The organism is Microbacterium sp. LMI12-1-1.1 (assembly GCF_040676455.1).
Classification (GTDB): Bacteria; Actinomycetota; Actinomycetes; order Actinomycetales; family Microbacteriaceae; genus Microbacterium.
Genome location: NZ_JBEGIA010000001.1, coordinates 1,182,428 through 1,207,126, shown reverse-complemented (window position 1 = coordinate 1,207,126; position 24,699 = coordinate 1,182,428). Strand labels below are relative to the sequence as shown.

The window sequence follows — 24,699 nt, the reverse complement described above, 5'->3', positions numbered from 1 at the left end:
TGACGAGGTCGTCAGAAGCGGTAGCGCAGCAGCTGCATGTCGGTGGTGCCGGGCTCCAGACCCTCGTCGAGGAAACCGGCGCGTTCGGCGACGTGGCGCGCGACCGCGTTCGCCGGACGGGTGCGCACCACGACATCGGTGCCGGGTGCGACGAGGGGCGCGAGCACGAGCGCCTGATTCACGACGATGCGCGCCAGTCCTCGCCCCTGCGCGGCCGGGGCGAAGCGGTAGTAGACGTTGAGCACCGGCCGGCCCGCCATGGTGTGATTCCGGATGCCGCCGAGACCGGCGAACACCCGCGCGCCGTCGGCGACGTCGGCTCCGGGCACGCCCTCCGGCCAGTCCGAGGCCGGGATGAGCACCGCCCAGTAACCGAACCCGTGTTCCGCCCAGTGCTCGAGCATCGGCTCCAGGAAGCGCGCGGAGTACTCGACGTCGGGGTGCGTCTCCTGCGGGTCGTAGCGGTAGACGGAGGGGTCGCCGTGGGCGGCGAACACGCCCGCGGCGTCCGCTTCGTGCGGCCGGCGCAGCAGCACTCCTGTGTCGGTGGCGATCCGCAGCGCGTGTCGGCGCGCCGCCGCTGCGGTCGTCATGCGGTGAGGGTGACGACGCCGACGAGGATCGCGACGAGGACGTCGAGCACGGCGCAGAAGCGGGCGAGCGCTTGGTCGACGACGCGTCCGGTGCGATGGTGGTGAACGTCCCACGCGGCGTGGCCGAGCAGTGCGGCCGAGACCAGCAGGCCGCCGACGGTCGGATCGAGCTGCAGGGCCAGCACGGCGGTCGCGCCGAGCACGAGCATCGCCGCCGTCTGCAGCGGCAGCGCCCACCAGGGATGGGCGGGGCGCGAGGCGGGTCCTGCAACGACCAGCACTCCGGCCAGCAGCAGCAGCCACGGCATGGCATCCAGATCTGCGAACTTGTCCAGCGAGATGAGAGCGAACGCGATGCCGAAGGCGACCCACGCCGCCCACCGCCGCTGCGTGGCGGCGGCAGCGAGATAGACGAGACCGGATGCCGCGACCACCGGAGCGACGTCGCGGCCATCAGTCAGCCCGTATGCAGTGGCGGCGGCGACCAGTACGGCGAGCGCGATGGGCCATGCGATCTGCCACCAGGCACCTGCACGCCGGCGTGGCAGTGCGCTGTCGGGCGAGTCCTGCGTGAGGACGGCATCCATCTCCCACCTCTTTTCTTGAACACGCATGTACGAGTTATTAAACTGTACGCCTCTATCCGAGTTAACGGAAGTGATCTGTCCGCAGCAGCGGCGTCCGAGCCTCCGAAGACGCGGCAGCAGGCTAAAGTGCACATGACTGTCGGGTTTAGGAGGGCTCCGTGGCTGCAGCGGGAACGAAGGTCACTGAACCTGCGGGTGTGTCCTCCCAGGATCGTACGAAGCGCGCGGATGCCGTGCGCAACATCGAGGCGATCGTCGCCGCCGCCACCCGACTCCTCGCGGTCGACCCCGACGCGAGCATCAATGACATCGCCAAGGCCGCGAACGTCGGACGGGTGACGCTCTACGGTCACTTCGACTCTCGCGCGACGCTCATCCGCGAGGTCGTCGACCGCGCGATCGCCCAGACCGATGACGCGCTGGCCGATCTCGACCTCGACGGCGACCCCCGCGAGGCTCTCGCGCGTCTGCTGGAGGCCACCTGGCACCTCACCCATAGGTTCGGTGCTGTCGTCGTCGCGGCTTCTCAAGCGCTGCCCCCCGAGCAGATCCGTCGCGCCCACGACGAGCCGGCGGCCCGCGTCCGGGCGCTGCTCGAGCGAGGACGCGACGCCGGCGAGTTCCGCCGCGACGTTCCCATCGACTGGCAGATCAGCGTCATCCAGGCGATCCTGCACGGGGCCTCGGCTGCGGTCCATCGTGGTGAGATCACCGCCGACGAGGCGCCCGCCCTGGTGCGCGACACGATCCTCGCCGCGCTCGCCGCCTGATACCGGCTCATCGGCTCGAGCTCATCGGCTCGGCCTCGTCGGCTCGGCCTCGGCTTCGGCTTCGGCTTCGGCTTCGGCTTCGGCCTCAGATGAGGATGCCGCCGTCGCCGCGCTGTTCGGTGCTCGGCGGGTCCGCCGTGCCCAGCGCCGCCCGCGTCGACGTCGCGACAACACCTCTTGTCGAACATGCGTGTACGAGTTATCTTACTCGTACATACCTGTTCAACTTGCGAAAGGTCGTCGTCGTGCACACTTCAGATCCCACGGCAGCGAAGGCCCTCCCCACCGCCGATCCGTCCCGCTGGCGCATCCTCGCCCTGCTGGGCGTGGCGCAGCTGATGCTGATCGTCGATGTCACGGTCGTCGCGATCGCGCTTCCCGAGATGCAAGCCGACCTCGGGCTGGACCGGACGACGGTCGCGTGGGTCGCGAGCGTCTACGCCCTGGTCTTCGGCGGCTTGATGCTGCTCGGAGGCAAGGCCGCCGACATCCTGGGGCCGCGGCGCGTGGTGCTGGCAGGCCTGTCAGCGTTCGTCGTCGCCTCGCTGCTCGCGGGACTAGCGGGCAGCGGCGAGGTGCTGCTGCTCGCCCGCGCGCTCCAGGGAGTGGGCGCGGCTGCCATGTCGCCCGCAGCGCTGTCGGTGATCGTGCGCACGTTCGCCGGTGCGGAGCTGACCCGTGCCCTCGGCGTGTGGTCGGCGCTCGGCGGCGCGGGTGCCGCCATCGGCGTGCTGCTCGGTGGCCTGCTGACCGCCGGGCCGGGGTGGCCGTGGGTGTTCTTCATCAACGTGCCCGTCGGCATCGTGCTGCTGATCGGTCTGGTGAGATCGGTCCGACCGCTGCCCGGATCCGGCGGCCGCCTCGACGTGGTCGGCGCGGCGCTGGTGACGGCCGCGACGGGCGCCGCGGTGTACGGACTCGCCGCCGCCGGCGATGAGGGCTGGTTGAGCGCTGCCACGCTGATCGCGATCTGTGCCGCGCTCGTGGGATACGGGCTCTTCGTGTGGCGGATCCGCACCGCCGCCGCCCCGCTCATCGAGCCGGCGATGCTCAGGCGAGGACCCGTACTGAGGGGGCTGGGGCTGATCTTCGTCGCGGCCGCCCTGATGATCTCGGTGTTCTTCCTCGGCTCGTTCTCACTGCAGCACCTCCACGGGTTCACCGCCCTGGAGACCGGGCTGTCGTTCCTGCCTGTCGCCGCCGGCACCATCCTCGGCGCCACGCTCGGCGGCCGCATCATCCCGCGGTGGGGCGTGCGGACGGTCTCGGTGACGGGGCTGCTCATCACCGCTGCAGGACTCGCGGCCGCCGCGGGGATCTTCTCCATGACGGTGCTGATCGTCGGCACGAGCGTGGCGGGCTTCGGCGTCGGCGCGGTGTTCGTCGCGGCCGCGGGCAGCATGTTCTCCGCGGTCGCGCCGGCCGAAGCCGGCGTCGCGTCGGGCGCGCTGAGCACCTTCCACGAGTTCGGCGCCGCCGCGGGGGTGTCCGCAGTGTCCAGCGTGGCGGCGGCGGCCCTGCTGGCTCCCGGTTTTGCCGCCTTCGCGTCGGGCTACTGGTTCGCTGCGGCCGTCGCGCTCCTGGCAGGCCTGGCATCGTTGCTGGGGACACGGCGGGCGGGCTGACGGATGCCGCGGGCGCATGCCGTCGGGGTCAGGACGCCTCGACCGCCGGCCGGGGGAGCAGCGCGCGGACGACGTCCGAGGCTGAACCCGCAGGCCCCACCGCCGGGCTGAGGATCCGCACGATGAGCGTGCCGATCAGCGCCGAGACCAGCGGCTCGACGGGCTGGTCCGCGGGGAGCTGCCCGGCATCCCGGCCGACGGTGAGGCGATGAGCGAGAGCGGATGCCGAGCCCACGCGCTCGGTGAGTGCCCGCGCGACGTCGGGGTTGTCGCAGGAGGCGCCGACCAGTCCGGTGAACATCGCCCGGTTCTCGGGGGCGTCGATGATCGTCATCGCCTCGGCGAGCCACTGCGACACGTCTGCGCGCACATCGCCGGATTCCGCCGGCGGGTAGGAGGGTGACGGGATCATCCCCTCCACCAGGCACTCGGCGAGGATCGCGCCCTTGGAAGGCCACCAGCGGTAGATGGTGCGCTTGCCGACGCCTGCGAGAGCGGCGATCCCTTCGATCGAGAGCGACTCGTAGCCTTTCGCCGACAATTCATCGACGGTGGCGCGGAGGATCGCCGAGCGCGCTGTCTCGCTGCGCTTGGGTCCGCGCTTCTCAGCCATGGTTCGACCCTAGCCACCGGGTGGGGATGGTGGGGTGAAATACGATACGGTTCGTATCGTATTTCCGTATCCGCAGGCCGTACCGCTCTCAAGGAGACCGCGTGGACATCGCGATCGTCGACCCCGAACTGCGCGCCGCCACGCTCAAGGCGCCGAAGCTGAACCTCGAGAACCCCTTCATGCTCAAGCTCGTCGGTGTCGCGTCGGCGATCATGCCCGGCAAGCGCGTCGACGGCGTCGAGCGGCGAATCGTCCGGGACGGCGGTCTGAAGCTGCGTGTCTACGTTCCCGACAACCCCACGGGTGCCGGACTGCTGTGGATCCACGGCGGCGGTCTGGTCCTGGGGGCTGCGGCGATGGACGACGTGCTCTGCGGCGAGACCGCGCGCCAGACGGGGGTGACCGTCATCTCGGTCGACTATCGCCTGGCCCCGAAGCATCCCTTTCCCGCCGCGATCGACGACTGCCACGCGTCGTGGCTCTGGGTGCACCGCCATCTGGACGAGCTGGGACTGGATGCCGACCGGATCGCGATCGGCGGCCAGAGCGCCGGCGGCGGACTGGCCGCGAGCCTCGTCCAGCGCGTGCACGACGAGGGCGGCACCATCGCCGCACAGTGGCTGTTCTGCCCGATGCTCGACGACCGCACCGCTGTCGACCGCGCACTGGACGGCGTCGATCACTTCGTCTGGAGCAACCGCTCGAACCTGGTCGGGTGGTCGTCTTACCTGGGCGACGCGACCGGGGCTGCCGCTCTTCCGCCGTACGCGGCCGCTGCGCGGCGAGAGGACCTGGGGGGTCTTCCTCCCACCTGGATGTACACCTCCGACATCGAGCTCTTCCACGACGAAGACCTCGCCTACGCCCGGCGGCTGGAGTCGGCGGGGGTGGACACCACCCTCGAGATCGTCTCGGGCGCGCCCCACGGCTTCGAGGCCTGGGCGGCCGACAGTGCTCTCGCCCGCGACATCGTGGCGAAGGCGAGAACCTGGCTCGGGGTGCAGCTCGCCGGCTGAGCGATCCGGCCGCTACGGCATGCTCACGACCGTCTTCCCGCGTGAGCCGCCTGCGGCCGCGAGCCGGAGCGCCTCGGCGGTCTGGTGCACCCGCCACGTCACGGCGGGCTGAGCGTGGCGCCGGGCCTAGTGTCGTCACATGGGCGCGACGGCGAATGCCTACCTCACCGGTTTCGGCCGGTACCTTCCCGGCGCGCCCGTGGACAACGACGGCATCGCGGCCCGGCTCGGCGGCGACGACCCCGTCACCGAGCGCATCCGGCGCCGCATCCTGGAATCGAACGGCATCCGTCAGCGGCACTACGCGCTCGACGAGCACGGCGAGCCGACCGAGCTCAACGAGGAGCTCGCGGTCAAGGCGCTGCGCGCGGCGCTCGACGATCGCGGCATCGATGCGGCGGACATCCGGATGCTGGCGTGCGCGACCACGATGGGCGACGTCCTCGTTCCGGGCTTCGCGTCGATGGTGCACGGGCGTCTCGGCGGCGGGCCGATGCAGCTGCTGTCGGCGTCGGGCGTGTGCGCGTCCAGTCTGGCGGCGCTCGATGCCGCCGTCAGCAAGATCCGGCTCGGCGATCACCCGCGCGCCGCCGTCGTCGGCTCGGAGCTGCCCAGTCGGAGCCTCCGGCAGCGCCGGTACGACGGCGTCCGCGCCGGCATGGACTCCCATTTCCTGCGATGGATGCTGTCGGATGGCGCCGGCGCCGTCGTCGTCGAGTTCCAGCCGCATCCCGACAAGCCGTCCCTGCGCGTCGACTGGGTGCGGCACGTCTCGCTCGCCCATGAGCACGATGTCTGCATGCGCGCCGGCATGACGGGGCCCGAGCCTGTCCTCGGCGGCACCTGGCAGGACGTCGACATCGCCGATGCCGAGGCCGCGGGGATGTTCCTCCTGCGCCAGGACGTTGGCATGCTCGACGACCTGGCGGATGCCGGCATCCGCCAGTTCGAGGAGCTGGTCGACATCGGACTCGTCGACGTGCGGCATCTCGATCACGTCGTGTGCCACTACAGCACGAACATGTTCCGCGACGTCGCGTTCGAGGCGCTGCGTCGCCGCATCCCGACGCTCGACACCGACCGCTGGTTCTCGAATCTCGAGACCCGCGGGAACACCGGGTCCGCCAGCATCTTCATCGCCCTCGAGGAGGCGTGGCGGACCGGCCGGTTCGCGCCGGGCGAGACGGTGCTCCTGGCCGTGCCCGAGTCGGGACGATTCTCTTTCGCCTTCGCCCACCTCACGGTGGTCGCGCCACCGCATCAGCAAGGAGCAACGCCATGAGCACCACGACGACCGCCTCGGCCGAGGCCGCGCCCTCGGCCGCCGACACGCTGTTCGAACGACTCGCCGACGTCTGGGTCGAGCTCGAGGAGCGTCTCGAGCGCGTCCCCATCCTCGCGCGGCTGGCCGAAGGCACCGTGACCCTCGACGACTACCGCCGGCTGCTGTTCAACCTCCGCCAGCAGGTCGTCGACGGGTCGCCGTGGATCTCGCGCGCGGCATCCAGCTTCGATGGCGACCATTTCGAGCTGCGTTCGGCGGCGATCCGCCACGCCGAGGAGGAGCACCGCGACCATCTCATGCTCGAGCGCGACTACGTCGCGATCGGCGGCTCGCTCGACGAGCTGCGCGCGGGCCGCAAGAACATCGGCTCGGAGGCGCTCTCGGCCTACATGTTCCACTACGCCGGCCGGCCGAATCCGGTAGGGCTCCTCGGTGCGATGTTCATCATCGAAGGGCTCGGCGCCAGGCGTGCGGCGGGCTGGGCCGCGCGCTTCCAGGAGGTGCTGGGGCTCGCCGACAACCAGGTGCACTTCATGCGCTATCACCAGGATGCCGACACCGAGCACACCGGCAACCTCGAGGCCATCCTCACCTCGGGTGCGATCGATGCGCGGGCGGCGGACGAGATCGTGCGCTGCGCGCAGGTGGTCGCCCGGCTCTACGCGCTGCAGCTCGAGGAACTGGATCGCTGACATGCCGCAGTTCGTGCGGACGGACCCGAGCATGTGGGAGGCGGTGTACGCCGATCCCTCGGTGCCCCTCGACCGCGCGCTCGTGCGGCAGATCATCGACGACCAGCGACGCCTCTCACGCCGCTGGCTCTATCCCGTCGCTCGCGTGGTCTCGCGCGTCCTCGTCGCGCTCGTCTCGATCGTCAAGCGCGTGCTGCCGTTCCGGTGGATGCCGCTGCGCACGATGGACACGCTGTGCGTGTGGTTCCTCCGCCGGTTCGTCTCGCCCGATGCCGTCGAGCTGCTCATCCGGCATTTCGTGGTCGAGACCAATCTCGTCAACTTCATCATCCGCAACACCTCGGTCGAGATGGAGCCGGTGACGCTTCGCCCCGAGACGCTCGCAGGGCTCGGAGACTCGGCCGTCGTCGAGCACGACGTCAACGTGTACGACGTGCTGATCGCGCTCGACGGGATCCCGCTGACCCCGCCGGAGCACCTCGACTTCACCCAGCTCGACATCCCGCACCTGGATGCCGAGCGGCGGCGGCGCCGGCTGCTCAACCTCGACATCCAGACGGCGCTGTGCTTCATGAACATCCCGTTCTCGATGGCCCTCACCGTCGAGGAGTACCGCCGAGCGGTGCACTCGATCCGGTTCGACGACTCGTTCCTCGAGATCCTGGCGCTCGTGTGCGACGACGACACGTTCCGGCATTGGAAACTCGCGGGCATGAGTCTCTGGATGGACTCGAACGTCGATGTGCCGCGCATGGTCTACCGCCATGCCCTCGTCTGCGAGTACGCCCATGCGCAGCTGGTGAAGCTCGCCGGCGGCGCCTACCCCCGCGAGACGCCTGCTGCGTTCGACTGAGGCCCGGGCGGTCAGCCCGTTCGGGACTCCGTGGCAGGCTCGAAGCGGTCGACGAGCGCTTGCACGACGGCGGCGACGTAGTCGCGATCCAGCGGGGTGCCCTCCCAGGCCTGGTGCATCGGCCAGGCCTCCACGAGCGCGTCGAGCGCGCGTGCCGTCGGTTCGCTGAAATGCAGGCCCAGGCTGGCGCGGCTGAGGAGCAGCCAGTCGCGGCAGAGATCGTGCACCTTGGCGTCGTAGTTGCCGAACGAGTACATCTCGAACAGGGCCCGGACGTCGTCGGGCGTCGCGTACGAGCCGCAGATCAGATCGACGACCGCCGCACTCGCCTCCTCGCGGCTGCGCGCCGCCGCGAGGGTCGCGCGGTACTGCTCCGACATCCGCTCCGCGAGTGCGGCGAAGGCCTGCTCGAGGATGTCGGAGAGCCCGTCGAAGTAGTAGGTCAGCGATCCGAGCGGCACGCCTGCCCGAGCGGCGATGACGCGGTGGCTGGTCTGATGCACACCCCGCTCGCCGATCACGGCGAGCGTCGCGGCGATGATCCGGTCGCGGCGATCCGGATCGTTCGCACCCCGTGCGGCCATGGGTCACCTCGTCTCGTCGGCGAACGGCTGTGTACGATAGTACAGATCTGTTGTGTACGAACGTACATATTTGAAGGATGCCGATGCTCTCGTCCCTGTCTGCGCGCCGCCTCGCACTGGCGACGCTGTTCTTCGTCCCCGGCGTCGGGATCGCGTCGTGGGTCACCCGGACGCCCGACATCCGCGACCTCCTCGGCGCCTCGACCGCGCAGATGGGTCTCGTGCTCTTCGGGCTTTCGCTCGGCTCGATGATCGGCATCCTGTCATCCGGCGCCCTCGTCGCGCGGCTCGGAGCACGGCCGGTCATCACGGTCGGCGCGACGGCGATCGTGGTGAGCATGCCCGTCATCGGCATCGGCGCCGCAGTGGGCAGCCCGTTCGTCGTGGCCGCAGGACTCTTCCTCTTCGGCGCCGGGATGGGCGGTGGCGAGGTGGCGATGAACGTCGAGGGTGCCGACATCGAGCGGGTCAGCGAGCGATCGTTCCTTCCGACCCTGCACGGATGCTTCAGCCTGGGCACCCTGGTTGGAGCCGTCATCGGGATCTGGGCAACCGCCGCCGGCTTCCCCGTGGCCTGGCACCTGGGCCTCGTCGGCGTGATCGCGCTCGCCGCCGTCATGCTCTCGGTGCCGGCGCTGCCCGCGCACACCGGCCGCGCCCACGGTGTCGACACCACCGCCGTCACCGAGAGCCGCCGCGCCCTGTGGAAGGACTCCCGCCTGCTGCTGATCGGCGTGATCATCCTCGCCATGGCGCTCGCCGAGGGGACCGCGAACGACTGGCTCCCGCTGGTGATGGTCGACGGTCATGGCTTCGATCCCGCGCTCGGCTCCACGATCTACGCTGTGTTCGCCGCCGCGATGACGATCGGCCGATTCTCCGGCGGGTGGTTCATCGAGCGGTTCGGCCGCCCCGCGGTGCTCTCGGCGAGCGGTGTGTTCGCCGCGGTCGGCCTCGCCCTGGTGATCTTCGTCGACCATCAGCTCGTGGCGGCGGCCGCCGTGTTGTTGTGGGGACTGGGTGCATCCCTCGGATTCCCGGTCGCGATCAGTGCGGCGGGCGACTCCGGCCCCGATTCCGCGGCGCGCGTGTCGCTCGTGGCGACGGCGGGCTATGTCGCGTTCCTCGTCGGTCCGCCGGCGCTCGGCTTCGCCGGAGACGAGTTCGGCCTGCGTGCGGCTCTGATCATCCCACTGGTGTTCGTCATCGTCGCCGCACTGATCGCACCCCTCATCGGCGGTCGGCGGCGCACGCCGGTGCTGGTCGATCAGGCCTGAGTCGCAGCGGTGGCACCACGGGCTCGCCCACCTTCGCGCTGGCGCAGAGGGACTGCCGCCACACACCGGTGCGGCGATATCGTCGACCATGACATTCGACGATGATGCTCAGGCCGCCGACAGTTCGTTCGGATCAGTGTCGCTGGCTGATGCGATCGGCGAGCTCCGCCGGGAACTCGCAGAAGCGGTGACGAAGGCGCAAGACGAGGAGATCCGCTTCGAGGTCGGTGAAGTGTCGATCGAACTGTCCGTGGTCGTCGAACGAGAGCTGGGGGCGAGCGGCGGCGTGAAGTTCTGGGTCGTCAATGCAGGGGCTAATGCGTCCTCCACCCGCTCTGCAACCGTCGCGCTCACCGTGCCGTTGACCCCTCGCGACGCCGGCGGCGGGTCGCTCCTGACCGGCCGCGAATAGCGTCATGGCCTGGTCGGACGCGTCTTTCGATCCCGACCGCGCGGTCGCGGTCATCCAGGACGGGAAACAACGAGCGAGCGGATATGTCGTCGCCGCTGGGCTGGTGCTGACGTCCCAACACTTTCTGAGGACCGGACGTCTGGAGGTGCGCCCGCGGGCGTCATCGCTCGCGGCTCCTGCGAGCCTGGTCTGCAGCTCTCACGCTGCCGACGCAGCGCTCCTGCGCTGTCACGGGTGGGACGATGTCGCGCCGGTCGCCATCGGCGTTGTCGAACCGGTCGGCCGCGACAGCCTGACGTTCGAGATGTACGGTTGGCCACTCTGGTCCACAGAGACCGCCCCGGACCACAGCCTGCGGGAAGGCGGCCGCCTCGTCCGAGGCATCTTCGAGCCGTCGGACACCTCGCCGGAGGGCAATCTGGTGCTGCAGCCCCATCGCACGGGCGGCAGCGTCAGATCTGGTTGGAGCGGGATGTCGGGAGCCGCGGTGTTCAGCTTGGACAGGCTCGTCGGCATCCAGCGCCGCCTCGTGCGAGAGGATGACGCGACCTCGATCGAGGCGCGGCCGGCTGCGCCGCTCATGGAGGACCCCGACTTCGAGCGGGTTGCGCGAGAGGCCGGCATCACGCTGGAGAGTCAGTGGGCACCGCGGCGGACCGGAGGTCCCCGCGGCGAGCGTCTCGAAGTTCACGGCCCCTCGCACGTTCCCCTCCTGTCGCCGGTGAGCGTGCAGCTCAGAGTGGACGGCTGGCCGACAGTCAGCTACTCGTTCTCCGGGGTGCGCAACGGCCTTCACCAGTACGAGTCGCTCGCTGCTTCGCCGTTGGTGGACGTCCCCGTCATCTTCTTCGACGCCGAAAAGGTAGGCGCTGCGGGGAGGATCCTCATCGAGGCGACTGGCGGCGAGCGTGATGACCGAACGATCGCGCACGGGTTGCGCATCGACGGTCCCGACGTCTCGGATGTGGTGACCGGATATGAGACTGTCGTCCGGGTTCTTGAGACGGTGAGAGCAGGTGGGAGCCCGAGCATGAGGCTGCGTGCCGCAGATCTTTGCGCGGCCGGCCTTGGTCGGGTGTCGGCGGCGGCGAGGCTGCTCGACTCTTCAGGCGCGGCAGACGCCGTCCTGGTCGGTCTCTCCGGGGCATCCGAATGTCTGGCGGTCGAGCGATCGCAGATCAACCGAGAACTCGCCGATCCGGAGTTCGCGGCGTCGAAGGAGTACCGCGAGATGTCCAAGTACGCCTTCCACCGGGCGTACATGACGCGCCTGTCGCTCCGCGAGTCGGGGATCGCGCTGCCCGCCGATGAGCGAACGGATGCTGAGCGCGACGCGGCCATGCTGCTTCTCGGCTTTCGCCACCATGCTGCGTATCTGGAGCACCTCGACCCCGGCATTTCGACGCTTCTCGCGGATCAGGACCCGTACATCATGAGCTTTCTGCGGCTGCTGCGGTCGGGTGACGTCGACGTGCGCCACCCGGACTTCACCCGTGCCGTGCCGCAGGTGCAGGCGAAGACCTATGACCTCGTCAACGCACTCGTTCGCGACGGATGGGCCCGATGGGTGGCGCGGTACCAGCTGACACTGACGCAGGTGGGCCGAGCAGCGCTCGACGTCGCGTGATCGGTCATGAGGCTCTGCCGCCGCGCGGACATCGTCCTGTCGGCCACGCCTGCCCCCGGGCGCGTTAGCATCGCACCGATGGAACGCGTAGGACGAGAGGCAGGCCCGATGAGCCTGGATGAGATCGACCCCACCGTGCCGCCCTCGGGCGAGGGGTGCGCGGAGTGCGACGCCGTCGGCGGTTGGTGGGTGCACCTGCGGCGGTGCGCAGTGTGCGGGCACGTCGCATGCTGCGACACGTCGCCGGCGCAGCACGCGACGGCGCACTTCCGCACGAGGGGGCACCGCTACGTGCGCAGCTTCGAGCCGGGCGAGGACTGGTTCTGGGACTACGTCGCCGGCGACTACGTCAACGGGCCCGTCCTCGCGCCGCCCGTCTCGCGACCGGTCACGCAGCCGTCGCCCGGCCCGGCGGGCAGGCTGCCCGCCGACTGGCGGGAGTTGATCCACCGATGACCTCTCACGAGATCTCGCCGGCGAAGCAGCGTGAGATCGAACGCATGATGAAGCCGGCCCTGACAGACGCGCAGTGGGACCGGCTCCTCGCCTTCGGCGAGCCGCAGGAGGTCGCGGAGGGCGAGTACCTCTTCCAGGCCGGCGACCTCGACTACGACCTGATCCTGGTCGACACCGGCGAGATCGAGATCGTCCGTGTCTCCTTCGGCTGGGTCGACGAGACGGTGGTCGGCACGATGGGTCCGCGCAGCTTCGTCGGCGAGCTGGGCCTGCTGAACGGGCAGGGGGCGTTCCTGTCGGCGCGCGCTTCGAAGCCGGGCCGGATGCTGCGGGTGAGCCGCTCCCGGCTGCGTCTGCTGATGGCGGAGGACGACGAGCTGTGCGACATCGTGCTGCACGCCCTCTGGGCTCGACGCGAGATCCTCCGCCGCGGACCTGCCGCGCTGACCCTGAAGCTGGTCGGACCCCGTTCGTCGCGCGAGTTCCTGGCTCTCCGACGCTTCGCGGAGCGGGTCGATCTGGTGCACACCGCGATCGAACTGGCGCCCGGCGATCTCTGGACGCTCGGTGAGCACGGCATCGGCCTCGAGGATCTGCCGGTGGCGTTCATCCAGGGCGAGCCGATGGCGCGCGCGACGCCGGGCATGGTCGCCGAGCGCCTCGGGCTGAGCTATCAGGCGCGCGCCGACGAGGTCGTCGATCTCGTCGTCGTCGGCGGCGGGCCGGCCGGTCTGGCCGCGGCCATCTACGGTGCGTCCGAAGGTCTCGACACGGTGCTGCTGGATGCCGTCGCGCCGGGCGGGCAGGCGGCGGCGACGTCGAGGATCGAGAACTTCCTCGGATTCCCGTTCGGAGTCAGCGGCGGCGATCTGATCGGCCAGGCGTCGCTCCAGGCGCTGAAGTTCGGGGTCCGCGTCTATGCGCCCTGCGAGGCCGTCGACCTCCGACCGGTCGGCGACGACATCGACATCGCTCTCACCGACGGGCGCCTCATCCGCACGCGGACCGTGATCGTCACGTCCGGCGCCGCCTACCGCACCCTCGACCTGGAGCGTTGGAACGAGTTCGAGGGCGCCGGCATCTACTACGCGGCGACGCCGCTCGAACTGCGCCAGGTCTTCGAGTCGCCCGTCGTCGTCGTGGGCGGCGCGAACTCCGCCGGCCAGGCGTCGCTGTATCTTGCCGCGAACGGCTGCCCCGTGCACCTGGTGGTGCGCGGCTCCGACCTCGGCACGCGGATGTCGTCGTATCTCGTGGATCGTCTGCTCGAGGATCCGCGCATCGACGTCCACACCGGCTCGCGCGTCGTCGGGCTGGACGGTCAGTCCACCCTCGAGCGCGTGAGCATCGATTCGGTGGGGGATGTCGCGGCGCGCGGGCTCTTCTGCTTCATCGGCGCGGAGCCCGCCACGTCGTGGCTCGCCGATCTCGACCGCGATGCCGACGGGTTCCTCCGCACCGGCACCGACGTGTCGGTCCAGTCGCTCCAGCGCTGGCAGGGGCTCGGAAGGGAGCCGCTGCCGTTCGAGACCTCCGTGCCGCGGATCTTCGCGGCCGGGGACGTGCGTCGCGGGTCGATGAAGCGCGTCGCCGCCGCCGTCGGCGAGGGCTCCAGCGCGGTCGCGTCGGTGCACCGGGCGTTGGCCGACTTCCGCTGAGCGGCGGTGTGTCAGGGGGTCTGGCAGTACCTGTCACGCGGGGGTCTCCCGTCGACGCCCTCACGGGAGTGAGATGGGGGATGCCGTGGGGAGCGAGCGCCCCCCGGGCACGAGGAGGATCCATGCACACCAGGAAACTCGGTCAGGGCCTCGAGGTCTCGGCGATCGGCATCGGCGCGATGGGGATGTCGATGAGTTACGGTCCCAACCCCGGCGACCGCGACGACATGATCGGCGTGCTCCGCTACGCGGTCGAGCACGGTGTCACGTTCATCGACACCGCCGAGGTCTACGGGCCGTACGACAACGAGGTGCTCGTCGGCGAGGCGATCGCCCCGATCCGCGACCAGGTCGTCGTGGCCACCAAGTTCGGGTGGGACATCGTCGACGGCAGCATGCAGGGCACGGACTCGCGACCCGAGCAGATCCGGCGCGTCGCCGACGCGTCGCTGCAGCGGCTCGGCGTCGAGGCGATCGACCTGTTCTACCAGCACCGGGTCGATCCCGACGTGCCGATCGAGGACGTCGCGGGCGCCGTCGGCGAACTCGTCGCGGCTGGGAAGGTGAAGCACTTCGGGCTCTCCGAGGCAGGGGCCGGGACGATCCGGCGCGCGCACGCGGTGTTCCCGGTGACGGCCGTGCAGAGCGAGTACTCGCTGTGGACCCGCGACCCCGAGCCCGAGGTGCTGCCGACGTGCGTCGAGCTCGGCATCGGGTTCGTGCCGTTCAGCCCGCTGGGCAAGGGCTTCCTCACGGGCACCGTGTCGGCCGACTCCACCTTCGGCGCCGATGAGATCCGCGGCCGGGTTCCGCGCTTCCAGCCCGACAACCTGCGGGCCAACCAGGCCATCGTCGACGGGGTGCGCGACATCGCCGCCGCACGCGGGGCGACGCCCGGCCAGGTGGCCCTCGCGTGGCTGCTGTCGCGGCATCCGTTCGTGGTCCCGATCCCGGGCACCCGCCGGCGCGAGCGCGTCGACGAGAACGCCGGGGCCACCGGCGTGCCGCTGTCGGCCGACGACATCGCGACGCTCGATGCGCTCGCCGCCGTCGTGGCCGGCAACCGCTACGACGACGGCGGCATGGCGATGGTGGGTCTGTGACGACCGCGGAGACGGATGCCGGAGGTCAGCGCGCGGACGCGGCTGCGGCATCCGTCCCCGCGACCGTGGCGTCGTGGGCGGCGAACTCTGCCGCCTGCGTCGCCGCCCACGACGCCAGCAGCTTGAGGGCATCGGCGGACGACGAGTTCATCGGCGCGGTGTAGACGTTCAGCACGAGGCCAGGTTCGCTGGGCAGGTCCATGGACTCGTAGTTGAGATCGAGGTCGCCGACCACCGGATGGTGCAGGCGCTTCAGGCCGCTGCGGTGGAACTTCACGTCGCGCGACGCCCACCGCTCGCGGAACAGCTCGCTCTGCGTCGACAGCTCTCCGACGAGCCGGATGAGGTCGGGATCATGGGGGTTCCGACCCGCCTCCATCCGCAGCATCGCGGCGGAGTCGTGGGTGATCTGGTCGTAGTCGCGCCAGAACTCACGGGCCGCGGGATTCAGGTAGGCGAAGCGGGTGGTGTTCACCGGCCGCCGCGGGTCGTCGAACACGGGGGAGTACAGCGCGCGGGCGAGCAGGTTCGCCGCGATGATGTCGTGCCGGCCGTTGCGGACCCACGCCGGCGCCTCGGTGATCGCATCGAGCACCTGCGTGACGGCGGGGCGCACGGTCGATGCAGCGCTCCGCACCGGCCTGCGCGCCGGACCGGCGGCACGGGCGAGATCGAACAGATACTGGCGCTCCGCCTCGTCGAGCTGGAGGGTGCGGGCGATCGCATCCAGCACGCCCTCCGAGGCGCCCGCGAGGTTGCCGCGCTCGAGACGCACGTAGTAGTCCACCGAGACGCCGGCGAGCATCGCCACCTCCTCGCGGCGCAGCCCCGCGACGCGGCGGTTGCCGCCATACGCAGGCAGTCCCGCCTGCTCGGGGGTGAGCCGGGCGCGGCGCGAGCTCAGGAACTCCTTCACCTCGGCACGAATGTCAGCCATGACTCCACGCTAGGCCGCCCGGAGCGCCGGTGACAGGCTCTGCGAGTGCCCGGCACACGGCACGACACGTCGACCTGCTACGGTGTGCGCGATAGCGCCTAGGGTTCCGGAGCTTCGGCTCGCCTGGTCCGAGCGGCGCCACGATCTGCCGCCCGTGCGTCAGGTCGTCATCTGACAGGACAAAAGCCCGGAGGACCCGGTTCGTCGCGCCCGCGGCGAGCGGAAGGGTCCCGCGTGTCCACTCTCGCCATCCTGCTCGTCCTCGCCGCCGCCATCGCCCACGCGTCGTGGAACGTGATCGCGCACGGAGCCAGCCGCTCCGGACTGCCGTTCCTGTGGGCCGGATCGGTTGCGAGCACCGTCCTCTGGTTCCCGCTGGTGCCGCTGACCGGAGGGATCGGCGCCGGCGAGCTGCAGGGGTTCGCGATCGGCGTGGCGGTGTCGGCCGCGCTGCACGTGGTGTACATGCTCGTGCTGCAGCGGGGCTACGCCGTCGGCAATCTCTCCACCGTCTACGCGACGGCGCGGGGGACTGGTCCGCTGATCACCGTCGTGATCGCGGTCGCGGTGCTCGGCGAGCGTCCCTCACCGATCGCGCTCGTCGGCGTCGCCGCGATCATCACGGGCGTGATCGGCATCGGCTACATCGATCGGGGCAGCTCGACGCGCGCCGGACGATTCGATCCCGCCATCGTCTTCGGTCTCCTCACCGGTGCGGCGATCGCCGCCTACACGCTGTGGGATGCCCAGGCGTTGCGCACCTGGAGCATCTCGCCGGTCGCGTTCATGGTCGGCTGCACCGCCCTCGAGGTCCCCGTCTTCACCGCGCTTCTCGGACGCCGACTTCCTGAGGGCCTGCGGATGCTGCGACGGGACTGGCGGCGACTGCTGGTGTTCGGCATCCTGTCTCCGCTGTCGTACATTCTGGTGCTCGCAGCCGTCACGATCGCGCCGGTGTCGATCGTCGCTCCGATGCGCGAGGTGAGCGTGGTGCTCGTGAGCCTCTTCGGCGCGTTCGTGCTGCGCGAGGCGCGCCCGGGCGCGCGCCTGGTCGCGTCCGCGGTGGTGGTCGCCGGGATCGCGCTGCTCGCGGTGTGAGGCGGGGTCAGGCGCTGCCCAGCGGGCGCACATACGCGTCGCCCTGGCGCGAGCGCCCGGAGGCCGACACGGTGAACCGCACCACGTCGCTCAGATACCGGTCATCGGATGCCTCGAACGTGCGTCCGGCGGCATCCCGTGTGACGCGGCGCAGGCGCAGGACGGGGGAGCCGAGGGGCACCTCGAGCAGGCGGCTGTCGGTATCGTCCGCCGCGATCGCATCGATCTCGTGGTCCACGTCTGCCGAGCCGGTGCCGTGCTCCTCGAGGTACTCGGTGATGGACACGGTGTCGAGATCGACGCCGAACAGCACACGGCCGACGGGCTCGATGTAGGTGAGGCGCTCGAGCATGGTCAGGCGGCCGTCGAGCAGTCGCAGGCGCAGCACGTCGACGACGAGGTCGCCCTCCGCGATTCCGAGGAGCGCCGCCTTCTCGGCATCCGCCCGCCGCAGGCTCACCTCCTGGGTGCGCGCACCGGGTACCGCGCCGATGTCGCGTGCCCACCTCGTGAACGGGATCGAGACGTCGACGGCCTGATGGGCCTTGCGCGCGGTGACGCGAGCCGGTCGTCCGCGGGTGGTCTCGATGAGTCCCTCGTTGCGCAGTGTCGCGAGAGCGTTGCGGATCGGGCCGCGCGAGGTGTTCCAGCGCTGCGCGAGCTCGGCCTCGGTGGGCACATCGTCGCCGGGCGCGAGCCGCCCGCTGACGATGAGTCCGCGCAGATCGTCTGCGATCAGCTTGTACACAGTGTCTGCCACATGGGAATACTACTCAGCGCAGCAGTCTGGCGGGAACGGCGGCACCGACTGTTCGTCTGGCGTCGAGTTAGGTGAACAACCTTTGAACAATGACTACGTAGGTACATTTGTCTGCAGTCGGGGTGCGAGAGTTCTGGAGGTTCTTCATCCCTCCCCTCACCCGAAAGGCTGTCATGAACCTCCGTGCAAAGAACGCGTCGATCGCACTCGCCGGCGCCGCACTCCTCGCGCTCGGTCTGTCCGCGTGCTCCGGCACCGCCGGTGCTACCACTGACGAAGACAGCGCCACGACCGCCGGCTATGCCGTCGACGCCGGCACCCTCGTCTTCGGCGTGGTGCCCGACTCGGCCGACACCGAGACCAACTACCAGCCGCTCATGGACTACATCGCGCAGGAGACCGGCAAGACCGTGGAGTACCACGAGTCCACCGACTACGCCGCGCTCATCGAGGCGGCCATCGCCGGCAAGATCGACGTCGCCTCGTTCTCGGGCTTCACCTACGTGACCGCCACCAACAACGGTGCCGAGCTCACCCCGATCTCGTCCATCGTCACCGAGGAGGGCCAGGAGCCGGGGTACTTCTCGCAGGCGATCGTGCCGACGGCCAGCGACATCGAGTCCCTCGCCGACTTCGCCGGCAAGAAGGTCTGCTTCGTCGACCCTTCGTCGACGTCGGGATATCTGTTCCCGTCCTACAACCTGCTCGAGGAGGGCATCGACCCCGAGGCCGATGTCACGCCGGTGTTCGCGGGCAAGCACGACGTGAGCGTGCAGAAGACCGGTGAGGGCGTCGAGTGCGAGGCCGGCTTCGCCGAGGACAGCGAGGTCGAGAAGTCCGACAAGGTGCGCGTCATCGAGGAGACCATGGTGCCGGGCGCGCCGCTGGTGTACTCGAACACGCTGCCGGACGACGTGAAGGACCAGCTCGTCGACATCCTCGCCGAGGTCACGATCGACGACATCATCGCCAGCGGCGTCGACAGCGCCGACTCGGACGGGTTCCGCAGTGTCTTCTACGAGACCAAGCCGGTGGACGACGCGTACTACGACCTGATCCGCGACATCTGCGAGAAGACCGACGCCACCCAGTGCCAGGGCTGACCTCCACCCGCTGATCAGAACCGCACGCGAGGACCGAGCAGACATGAACACCACCGCATCCGAGACGGTCGTCCGACTGGACGGCGTCGTCAAGCGCTTCGGCGCCACCACCGCCCTCGACGGCGTCTCGCTCACCGTGGGTCGCGGCGAGATCGTCGTGCTGCTCGGTCTCTCGGGCTCCGGCAAGTCCACCCTGCTGCGGCACCTCGACGGGCTGGAGGTTCCGACCTCCGGTTCCGTCGAGGTGCTCGGCGAGGACGTGCCGCGCCTCTCCGGCCGGCGCCTGCGCACCCTGCGCTCCAGCGTCGGCTTCATCTTCCAGCAGTTCGAGCTCGTCCCGTCGCTGACGGTGCTCGAGAATGTGCTGACCGGGTCGCTGGCCGGCGTGCGCGGCCCGCGACTCGGGCTGTGGTCGTACTCGAAGGCGCGCCGGCTGGCCGCCCTCGGACACCTCGACCGCGTCGGGCTGCTCGATCGCGCCTACCAGCGCGCCGACACCCTGTCGGGCGGCCAGCAGCAGCGCGTGGCGATCGCCCGCGCCCTCATGCAGAATCCGAGCGTCCTCCTCGCCGACGAGCCTGTCGCCTCGCTCGACCCCGAGTCGAGCGACCAGGTGATGGCGCTGATCCGCGAGATCGCCGCCGACGAGGGGCTCACCGTGGTGTGCAGCCTGCACCAGGTCGACCTCGCGATCTCGTGGGCCGACCGGATCGTCGGCCTTCGCCACGGCCAGGTCGTCCTCGACCTGCCGACCCGCGACCTCTCCAAGACGCAGGTCATGGAGATCTACGGGCGCGTCGCGACCAGCACGGCCGAACTGCGCGCGGTGCAGGACGAGCTGCTCCTCGAGGCCGCTGCGGAGCCGGCGCGATGACCACCACCGTCGACCGGCCGCGCATCGTGCAGCCCTCGCCCTCCCTCCTCGAGCGGGCGCCGAAGCGCCGCCTCTCGCCCGAACGCATCGCCGCCGGGCTGACGCTGCTCGCCCTCCTCGCGCTCTCCGTCGCGGCCCTCGGCGAGGTGCAGATCTCGATCCCCGACATGATCGCCAGCTGGGGCAACGCGGAGCGCTTCTTCGCCCGCGTCGGCCCGCTGACGTTCCCCGAGCCCGCCGAGCTCGCGTGGCTCGTCGCCCTGACGCTCGGACTCGTGCTCACCGGCACGCTGCTGGCCGCGGCGCTGTCGGTGCCGATCGCCTACCTGGCGGCATCCAACACCACACCGGGCAACGGCTGGCGCGCCGCAGCCCGCTTCGTCGGCGTACTGACGCGGGCCCTGCCCGACGTCGTGCTCGCCATGGTGTTCGTGCTGATGTTCTCGCTCGGCGCCCTCCCCGGCATCCTCGCGATCGGCATCCACTCGATCGGCATGATCTCCAAGATGTTCGCCGACGCGATCGAGCAGATCGACGAAGGACCGCGCCTCGCCATCCGTGCGGCAGGCGGCACCCGCATGCAGGAGTTCTTCGGCGGCGTCCTGCCGCAGGTGCTCCCGTCATGGGTCGCCACGGTGCTGCACCGCAACGACATCAATCTGCGCGGTTCGGTGGTGCTCGGCTATGTCGGCGTGGCCGGCCTCGGCCTCGAGATGTCGTACGCGTTCAAGTCGCTGGACTACGGGCTGGGTCTCGGCATCGCACTCGTCATCTTCGTGCTGTGCGTCGTGATGGAGATCGTCTCGAGCGCCGTGCGCGCGGCCATGCTCGGGCGCATCGGCGACCGCGGCTCCTGGGCGGACCGGCTCGTCGGCCGGCGGCTCGTGCGCGGTCAGGATGCCGCGACCCGGCGTCCCGCCCCGCGACCGGTCGCGGGGTGGGCGAGCTCGCCCCAGATGGCGCTCCGCCGGCCGTGGACGTCGGAGCGTGTGCGCAATGTCGCGGCGGGCTGGCTGGCTGCGGCCGTCGTGATCGCCGGCGTCTGGGTGTGCCAGATCAACTGGGGCGACTTCCTGACGTTCTGGGCGAAGATCCCCGCCGTTGCCGTGCAGTTCTGGCCGCCGACCTTCGGCGTGTACGGCGCCGAGGTCATGTTCGAGGCCCTGCGCGAGACGATCGCCATCGCGCTCGCCGCCACCCTGCTCGCGCTCGGCGCCTCGCTGCTGCTCGGCTCCTTCGCCGCACGCAACGTCGCGCCGAACGGCGGAATCCGCGGCGCCGCGCGGTTCGCACTCGTCGGCATCCGCGGCATCCCCGAGATCATCCTCGCCATCGTGCTCATCGTGATCACCGGGCTCGGCATGCAAGCCGGCACGATCGCGCTCGCGGTCGGCGGTGTGGGACTGCTCGGCAAGCTCATCGCCGATTCCTTCGAAGAGGTCGACCGCGGACCCGAGCGTGCACTCTTCGCCACCGGCGCGACGAGGCTGCAGGTCTACGCGGGCGCCACCGTCCCGCAGGGCGCCCAGGCCCTCGTCGGCCACGCGTTCTACCTGCTCGACACCAACATCCGTGCGGCGACGATCCTCGGCATCGTCGGCGGTGGCGGGGTGGGCTACTACCTGCTCAACGCGAGCCAGGGCGCGAACTACGGCATGGTCACCGCGATCGTGCTGATGATCCTCGTGACGGTGCTCGCCGTCGAGGCGCTCGCGATGTGGATGAGGAAGGTGTTCCGATGACTCGTGGATTCGACGTCGCGGTCGTCGGTGCGGGAGTCGTCGGGCTGGGCGCGGCGTACGCCGCGGTGCGCCGCGGGTGCAGCGTGGTCGTCATCGAGCGTGCGGCCGAGACGCTCGGTGCCACCGTCCGCAACTTCGGGCACCTCTGCATCGGCGCGCAGACGGGACTCGCGCGCGAGTTCGCCGACGCGTCCCGCCCGCTGTGGCTGCGCCTCGCGCGCGACGCGGGATTCTGGCTGCAGGAGTCCGGCACCCTCGTCGTCGCCCGCCACGCGGACGAGCTGGCCCTGCTCGAAGCAGCCGCGGGCGCCGGCGGAATCGAGCTGCTCGACGCCGGCGAACTCGAGAAGCGGGCGTCGGTGCGACCCGGCATCGCGGTGGGGGGCGCGTGGGTCGAGCCCGACCTGCAGACCCACCCGCGCGCGGCGGCCGCCGCCATCCGCGCGCATCTCGAGACGCTCGGCGTCGAGTTCCGCACCCGCACCTCTGTGGGTGCTGTCGAGCCGGGGCGCGTCCACACCACCCGCGGTCCCCTCGACGCCGGACTCGTGGTCGTCGCCGTGAACCACGACCTCGACCAGCTCCTGCCCGATCTCGCCGAAGCGGTCGGCGTCGTGCGCTGCGGCCTCGACATGCTGCGCGTGCGCGGAGGTGCGGCATCCGTCTCCGCTCCGCTGCTGACCGGCTGGTCGCTGGTGCGGTACGGCAGATTCGCGGCGCTGCCCGAGGCGACCGCCGTGCGGGAGCGCCTGCACGCCGAGCGCCCCGACCTCGCGGCGCTCGACCTCAACCAGATGTACACGCAGCTTCCCGACGGGTCCATGATCGTCGGCGACACCCACTACAAGGGTGTGGGCATCGCCCCCTTCCAGCCCGAAGCCGCCGCCGACCTGCTGCTCGAGGAGTTCCATACCCTGTTCGGGGCACGGCCGTCCGTGCTCGAGCGGTGGCAGGGCGTGTACGCCAGCGGCCCCGACGACTTCCTCGTCGCCGAACCGGAGCCCGGCGTGCTCGCGCTCGCCGCGACGACCGGCATCGGAATGACCACCGGACTCGGCCTCGCCGACACCGTCCTCGCCCCCCGCCTCGGTGACGGCGCCGCCGCCGGCACCACCGTCCCCACCACCCCCGAAGGAATCCACCGATGACCGTCCCCGCCACCGCTCACGTCAACGCCCCCGCGATCGCTCCCGCACCCGTGACCGTTCCTGCCGAGCTGGTCGTGCTCGACATGGCCGGCACGACCGTGCGCGACGACGGCATCGTCGAGCGCGCCTTCGAGCGTGCCGCATCCGAGACGGGAGTGGCCGAGCGGATGCCGTGGCCGGAGGCCGTCGACTACGTGCGCCGCACGATGGGCCAGTCCAAGATCGACGTCTTCACGCACCTCTCGGGGGGCGACGTCGCCCGCGCCGAGCGGGCGACCGCCGCGTTCGAGCGCGCGTACGCCGCGCTCATCGCGGAGGAGGGCGTGGCGCCGATCGCCGGAGCCCAGCAGACGCTCGAGCGACTGCGGGCAGCGGGACTCTCCGTGGTGCTCACCACGGGCTTCGCCCCGGCCACCCGTGACGCGATCCTGAACGGCCTGGGCTGGCGGGCGCTGGTCGACGCGGCCCTCTCGCCCGTCGACGTCGGCCGCGGCCGACCCGCGCCCGACCTCGTGCTGGCGGCGGTGATCCGGTCGCAGGCGTCGTCGGTGGCATCCGTCGTCGTCGTCGGCGACACCACCAGCGACATCGCCTCCGGCCGCGCGGCCGGTGCCGGCCTCGTCGTCGGTGTGCTCACGGGCGCCCACGACCGGGACGCGCTCACCGCCGCCGGTGCGGATGCCGTGGTCGACGACGTGTCGGCGCTGCCGGCGCTGCTCGGAATCGACGCCTGACGTGGCGTTGCCGGCCGTCGCGCCGGTCGCCTCGCGCGACGTGCATCTCGCGCCGCCTGCCACCGCGATGGTGTGGCTCGGCCCCGGCCGCCCGCACGAGGCGATCGCCGTTCCCGGAGTGCGGCTGGCGGAGGGCGACGTGCTCGTCGAGCTGGAGCTGTCGACCGTCTGCGGCTCGGACGTGCACACCGTCTCGGGTCATCGCAAGGCGCCGACGCCGCTCGTCCTCGGGCACGAGTACGTGGGACGGATCGTCGCCCTGCTCGACGACGTCCGCAGCGTCGACGGCCGGCGACTCGCGCTCGGCGACCGCGTCGTGTGGTCGATCATGGCGTCGTGCGGGCAGTGCGACCGCTGCCGGCGCGGCCTGCCGCAGAAGTGCCGGGAGGTGCTCAAGTACGGGCACGAGCGGCTCGTCGCACGCTGGGAGCTCTCGGGCGGGTTCGCCACACACGTGCACCTGCGCGCGGGGACGGCCATCGTGCGCGTGGAGGAATCGGTCCCGGCTGCCGTGCTCGCACCCGCCGCGTGCGCCACGGCGACCGCCTGGGCCGCCGTCGACCGCGCTGCCGACGTCGTCGACGTGGACGGTGCGACCGTGCTGGTGACGGGTGCCGGGCTGATCGGTCTCACCGCCACGGCGATCGCGACGCGCGCCGGCGCCCGGGTCATCGTCGCCGATCCCGATCCGGGGCGTCGCGCGCTCGCGAAGTCCTTCGGGGCGGCCGCGATGATCGATCCTGCGGAGACGGGCGCTCTCGCGCGGGCTCTCCGACGTCTGCGTGCACCGGAGCTCGACATCGCGATCGAGGCGTCGGGAGCCTCCGCGGCGGTCTCGTCGGCGCTCGACGAGATCGGTGTCGGAGGTGTCGTCGTGCTCGTCGGCAGTGTGTCACCGGGCCCGGCGTACGCCCTCGACGCCGAGCGCACCGTCCGCAACCTGACCACCGTCCGCGGCGTCCACAACTACGATCCGCAGGATCTCGCCGGCGCGATCCGCTTCCTCGAGGAGCACGCGCACCGTTACCCGTTCGCGCAGCTCGTCGGACGGCCGCACGCTCTGTCGGAGCTCGACGACGCGCTCGCGCGGGCCGCCGCGGGCACCGACGTCCGGGTCGCGATCGATCCACGGCTCTGACCTCGTCGCCCGGC

Annotated in this window: 25 protein-coding genes; 19 read left to right on the top strand and 6 right to left on the bottom strand. The window is 70.7% G+C overall.

The features are described 5' to 3' along the window. Window positions 1–11 precede the first annotated feature (11 nt). Entirely contained in the window at window positions 12–593 is a 582-nt protein-coding gene (locus MRBLMI12_RS05825) for a GNAT family N-acetyltransferase (protein ID WP_363354698.1), read from the bottom strand. Then, entirely contained in the window at window positions 590–1,180 is a 591-nt protein-coding gene (locus MRBLMI12_RS05820; protein ID WP_363354696.1) for a hypothetical protein, read from the bottom strand. The genes MRBLMI12_RS05825 and MRBLMI12_RS05820 overlap by 4 nt, the downstream gene beginning before the upstream one ends. Window positions 1,181–1,377: 197 nt before the next feature. On the opposite strand from MRBLMI12_RS05820, the gene MRBLMI12_RS05815 reads away from it, so the two are divergent. Then, the gene (locus MRBLMI12_RS05815) at window positions 1,378–1,950 is read left to right on the top strand and encodes a TetR/AcrR family transcriptional regulator (protein ID WP_363354694.1); all 573 of its coding nucleotides are present in this window, start codon (window positions 1,378–1,380) and stop codon (window positions 1,948–1,950) included. A gap of 245 nt (window positions 1,951–2,195) precedes the next feature. Beyond that, entirely contained in the window at window positions 2,196–3,575 is a 1,380-nt protein-coding gene (locus MRBLMI12_RS05810; protein WP_363354692.1) for an MFS transporter, read from the top strand. A 28-nt stretch (window positions 3,576–3,603) separates the two neighbouring features. Here MRBLMI12_RS05810 and MRBLMI12_RS05805 read toward each other — a convergent pair whose 3' ends face one another. Then, window positions 3,604–4,188: a TetR/AcrR family transcriptional regulator gene (locus tag MRBLMI12_RS05805; protein ID WP_363354690.1), complete on the bottom strand. Its 585-nt coding sequence runs from the start codon at window positions 4,186–4,188 to the stop codon at window positions 3,604–3,606. 101 nt (window positions 4,189–4,289) lie between these two features. On the opposite strand from MRBLMI12_RS05805, the gene MRBLMI12_RS05800 reads away from it, so the two are divergent. The 4 genes from MRBLMI12_RS05800 to MRBLMI12_RS05785 all read left to right on the top strand — a co-directional run bounded on the left by MRBLMI12_RS05800 (window position 4,290) and on the right by MRBLMI12_RS05785 (window position 8,034). Beyond that, the gene (locus tag MRBLMI12_RS05800; RefSeq protein ID WP_363354688.1) at window positions 4,290–5,204 is read left to right on the top strand and encodes an alpha/beta hydrolase; all 915 of its coding nucleotides are present in this window, start codon (window positions 4,290–4,292) and stop codon (window positions 5,202–5,204) included. Window positions 5,205–5,343: 139 nt separating this feature from the next. Beyond that, a complete protein-coding gene (locus MRBLMI12_RS05795) occupies window positions 5,344–6,486 on the top strand; it encodes a 3-oxoacyl-[acyl-carrier-protein] synthase III C-terminal domain-containing protein (protein WP_363354686.1) in 1,143 nt (380 codons plus the stop codon). Next, entirely contained in the window at window positions 6,483–7,181 is a 699-nt protein-coding gene (locus tag MRBLMI12_RS05790) for an iron-containing redox enzyme family protein (protein WP_363354684.1), read from the top strand. The genes MRBLMI12_RS05795 and MRBLMI12_RS05790 overlap by 4 nt, the downstream gene beginning before the upstream one ends. A 1-nt stretch (window position 7,182) precedes the next feature. After that, window positions 7,183–8,034 (top strand): DUF6999 family protein, encoded by an 852-nt coding sequence (locus MRBLMI12_RS05785; RefSeq protein WP_363354682.1) that lies wholly within the window; start codon window positions 7,183–7,185, stop codon window positions 8,032–8,034. Between the two features lie 11 nt (window positions 8,035–8,045). Here the strand turns inward: MRBLMI12_RS05785 and MRBLMI12_RS05780 are convergent, their stop codons facing one another. Next, the gene (locus tag MRBLMI12_RS05780; protein ID WP_363354680.1) at window positions 8,046–8,618 is read right to left on the bottom strand and encodes a TetR/AcrR family transcriptional regulator; all 573 of its coding nucleotides are present in this window, start codon (window positions 8,616–8,618) and stop codon (window positions 8,046–8,048) included. 83 nt (window positions 8,619–8,701) lie between these two features. Here MRBLMI12_RS05780 and MRBLMI12_RS05775 point away from each other — a divergent pair, with 83 nt between their 5' ends. The 6 genes from MRBLMI12_RS05775 (at window position 8,702) to MRBLMI12_RS05750 (ending at window position 15,151) form a co-directional block, all read left to right on the top strand. Then, window positions 8,702–9,895 carry an MFS transporter gene (locus MRBLMI12_RS05775; RefSeq protein WP_363354678.1) on the top strand — a complete coding sequence of 398 codons (1,194 nt, stop codon included), beginning with the start codon at window positions 8,702–8,704 and terminating at the stop codon, window positions 9,893–9,895. Between the two features lie 88 nt (window positions 9,896–9,983). Further along, on the top strand, window positions 9,984–10,307 hold the full coding sequence (locus tag MRBLMI12_RS05770) for a trypco2 family protein (RefSeq protein ID WP_363354676.1): 324 nt from the start codon (window positions 9,984–9,986) through the stop codon (window positions 10,305–10,307). Window positions 10,308–10,311: 4 nt separating this feature from the next. Next, window positions 10,312–11,934, top strand: a complete 1,623-nt coding sequence (locus tag MRBLMI12_RS05765; RefSeq protein ID WP_363354674.1) for a hypothetical protein — start codon at window positions 10,312–10,314, stop codon at window positions 11,932–11,934. A gap of 108 nt (window positions 11,935–12,042) precedes the next feature. Further along, a complete protein-coding gene (locus MRBLMI12_RS05760; RefSeq protein WP_363354672.1) occupies window positions 12,043–12,390 on the top strand; it encodes a UBP-type zinc finger domain-containing protein in 348 nt (115 codons plus the stop codon). Next, complete coding sequence (locus MRBLMI12_RS05755) at window positions 12,387–14,048, top strand: FAD-dependent oxidoreductase (RefSeq protein ID WP_363354670.1); 1,662 nt, start codon at window positions 12,387–12,389, stop codon at window positions 14,046–14,048. The genes MRBLMI12_RS05760 and MRBLMI12_RS05755 overlap by 4 nt, the downstream gene beginning before the upstream one ends. Window positions 14,049–14,170: 122 nt before the next feature. Continuing rightward, complete coding sequence (locus MRBLMI12_RS05750) at window positions 14,171–15,151, top strand: aldo/keto reductase (RefSeq protein WP_363354668.1); 981 nt, start codon at window positions 14,171–14,173, stop codon at window positions 15,149–15,151. 25 nt (window positions 15,152–15,176) lie between these two features. Here the strand turns inward: MRBLMI12_RS05750 and MRBLMI12_RS05745 are convergent, their stop codons facing one another. Beyond that, window positions 15,177–16,088, bottom strand: coding sequence for a helix-turn-helix transcriptional regulator (locus MRBLMI12_RS05745; RefSeq protein WP_363354666.1), 912 nt, complete (start codon window positions 16,086–16,088; stop codon window positions 15,177–15,179). A gap of 234 nt (window positions 16,089–16,322) precedes the next feature. On the opposite strand from MRBLMI12_RS05745, the gene MRBLMI12_RS05740 reads away from it, so the two are divergent. Further along, window positions 16,323–17,186, top strand: coding sequence for an EamA family transporter (locus tag MRBLMI12_RS05740; RefSeq protein WP_363354664.1), 864 nt, complete (start codon window positions 16,323–16,325; stop codon window positions 17,184–17,186). Window positions 17,187–17,193: 7 nt separating this feature from the next. On the opposite strand, the gene MRBLMI12_RS05735 is transcribed toward MRBLMI12_RS05740, so the two are convergent. Next, on the bottom strand, window positions 17,194–17,946 hold the full coding sequence (locus MRBLMI12_RS05735) for a GntR family transcriptional regulator (RefSeq protein ID WP_363354662.1): 753 nt from the start codon (window positions 17,944–17,946) through the stop codon (window positions 17,194–17,196). Window positions 17,947–18,119: 173 nt separating this feature from the next. On the opposite strand from MRBLMI12_RS05735, the gene MRBLMI12_RS05730 reads away from it, so the two are divergent. Genes MRBLMI12_RS05730 through MRBLMI12_RS05705 form a run of 6 tightly spaced genes read left to right on the top strand, consistent with a single transcriptional unit; the run spans window position 18,120 to window position 24,685 of the window. Then, window positions 18,120–19,049, top strand: coding sequence for a phosphate/phosphite/phosphonate ABC transporter substrate-binding protein (locus tag MRBLMI12_RS05730; protein WP_363354661.1), 930 nt, complete (start codon window positions 18,120–18,122; stop codon window positions 19,047–19,049). Between the two features lie 43 nt (window positions 19,050–19,092). Beyond that, on the top strand, window positions 19,093–19,923 hold the full coding sequence (gene phnC / locus MRBLMI12_RS05725) for a phosphonate ABC transporter ATP-binding protein (RefSeq protein WP_363354659.1): 831 nt from the start codon (window positions 19,093–19,095) through the stop codon (window positions 19,921–19,923). Then, window positions 19,920–21,665 (top strand): PhnE/PtxC family ABC transporter permease, encoded by a 1,746-nt coding sequence (locus tag MRBLMI12_RS05720; protein WP_363354657.1) that lies wholly within the window; start codon window positions 19,920–19,922, stop codon window positions 21,663–21,665. Before phnC ends, MRBLMI12_RS05720 begins: the two co-directional genes overlap by 4 nt. Beyond that, window positions 21,662–22,813 carry a TIGR03364 family FAD-dependent oxidoreductase gene (locus tag MRBLMI12_RS05715; RefSeq protein ID WP_363354655.1) on the top strand — a complete coding sequence of 384 codons (1,152 nt, stop codon included), beginning with the start codon at window positions 21,662–21,664 and terminating at the stop codon, window positions 22,811–22,813. The genes MRBLMI12_RS05720 and MRBLMI12_RS05715 overlap by 4 nt, the downstream gene beginning before the upstream one ends. Further along, window positions 22,810–23,547 carry a phosphonatase-like hydrolase gene (locus MRBLMI12_RS05710; protein ID WP_363354653.1) on the top strand — a complete coding sequence of 246 codons (738 nt, stop codon included), beginning with the start codon at window positions 22,810–22,812 and terminating at the stop codon, window positions 23,545–23,547. The genes MRBLMI12_RS05715 and MRBLMI12_RS05710 overlap by 4 nt, the downstream gene beginning before the upstream one ends. Before the next feature lies 1 nt (window position 23,548). After that, window positions 23,549–24,685, top strand: a complete 1,137-nt coding sequence (locus MRBLMI12_RS05705; RefSeq protein ID WP_363354651.1) for a zinc-binding dehydrogenase — start codon at window positions 23,549–23,551, stop codon at window positions 24,683–24,685. The last annotated feature ends 14 nt before the right edge of the window (window positions 24,686–24,699 follow it).

What these genes read in the sequence shown, in the direction of transcription:
- MRBLMI12_RS05780 (WP_363354680.1), bottom strand. Translation starts at nt 8,618, where the DNA reads ATGGCCGCACGGGGTGCGAACGATCCGGATCGCCGCGACCGGATCATC.
- MRBLMI12_RS05715 (WP_363354655.1), top strand. Translation starts at nt 21,662, where the DNA reads ATGACTCGTGGATTCGACGTCGCGGTCGTCGGTGCGGGAGTCGTCGGG.
- MRBLMI12_RS05730 (WP_363354661.1), top strand. Translation starts at nt 18,120, where the DNA reads ATGAACCTCCGTGCAAAGAACGCGTCGATCGCACTCGCCGGCGCCGCA.
- MRBLMI12_RS05785 (WP_363354682.1), top strand. Translation starts at nt 7,183, where the DNA reads ATGCCGCAGTTCGTGCGGACGGACCCGAGCATGTGGGAGGCGGTGTAC.
- MRBLMI12_RS05755 (WP_363354670.1), top strand. Translation starts at nt 12,387, where the DNA reads ATGACCTCTCACGAGATCTCGCCGGCGAAGCAGCGTGAGATCGAACGC.
- MRBLMI12_RS05775 (WP_363354678.1), top strand. Translation starts at nt 8,702, where the DNA reads ATGCTCTCGTCCCTGTCTGCGCGCCGCCTCGCACTGGCGACGCTGTTC.
- MRBLMI12_RS05720 (WP_363354657.1), top strand. Translation starts at nt 19,920, where the DNA reads ATGACCACCACCGTCGACCGGCCGCGCATCGTGCAGCCCTCGCCCTCC.
- MRBLMI12_RS05750 (WP_363354668.1), top strand. Translation starts at nt 14,171, where the DNA reads ATGCACACCAGGAAACTCGGTCAGGGCCTCGAGGTCTCGGCGATCGGC.
- MRBLMI12_RS05770 (WP_363354676.1), top strand. Translation starts at nt 9,984, where the DNA reads ATGACATTCGACGATGATGCTCAGGCCGCCGACAGTTCGTTCGGATCA.
- MRBLMI12_RS05760 (WP_363354672.1), top strand. Translation starts at nt 12,043, where the DNA reads ATGAGCCTGGATGAGATCGACCCCACCGTGCCGCCCTCGGGCGAGGGG.
- MRBLMI12_RS05820 (WP_363354696.1), bottom strand. Translation starts at nt 1,180, where the DNA reads ATGGATGCCGTCCTCACGCAGGACTCGCCCGACAGCGCACTGCCACGC.
- MRBLMI12_RS05825 (WP_363354698.1), bottom strand. Translation starts at nt 593, where the DNA reads ATGACGACCGCAGCGGCGGCGCGCCGACACGCGCTGCGGATCGCCACC.
- MRBLMI12_RS05765 (WP_363354674.1), top strand. Translation starts at nt 10,312, where the DNA reads ATGGCCTGGTCGGACGCGTCTTTCGATCCCGACCGCGCGGTCGCGGTC.
- MRBLMI12_RS05790 (WP_363354684.1), top strand. Translation starts at nt 6,483, where the DNA reads ATGAGCACCACGACGACCGCCTCGGCCGAGGCCGCGCCCTCGGCCGCC.
- MRBLMI12_RS05795 (WP_363354686.1), top strand. Translation starts at nt 5,344, where the DNA reads ATGGGCGCGACGGCGAATGCCTACCTCACCGGTTTCGGCCGGTACCTT.
- MRBLMI12_RS05805 (WP_363354690.1), bottom strand. Translation starts at nt 4,188, where the DNA reads ATGGCTGAGAAGCGCGGACCCAAGCGCAGCGAGACAGCGCGCTCGGCG.
- MRBLMI12_RS05745 (WP_363354666.1), bottom strand. Translation starts at nt 16,088, where the DNA reads ATGGCTGACATTCGTGCCGAGGTGAAGGAGTTCCTGAGCTCGCGCCGC.
- MRBLMI12_RS05710 (WP_363354653.1), top strand. Translation starts at nt 22,810, where the DNA reads ATGACCGTCCCCGCCACCGCTCACGTCAACGCCCCCGCGATCGCTCCC.
- phnC (WP_363354659.1), top strand. Translation starts at nt 19,093, where the DNA reads ATGAACACCACCGCATCCGAGACGGTCGTCCGACTGGACGGCGTCGTC.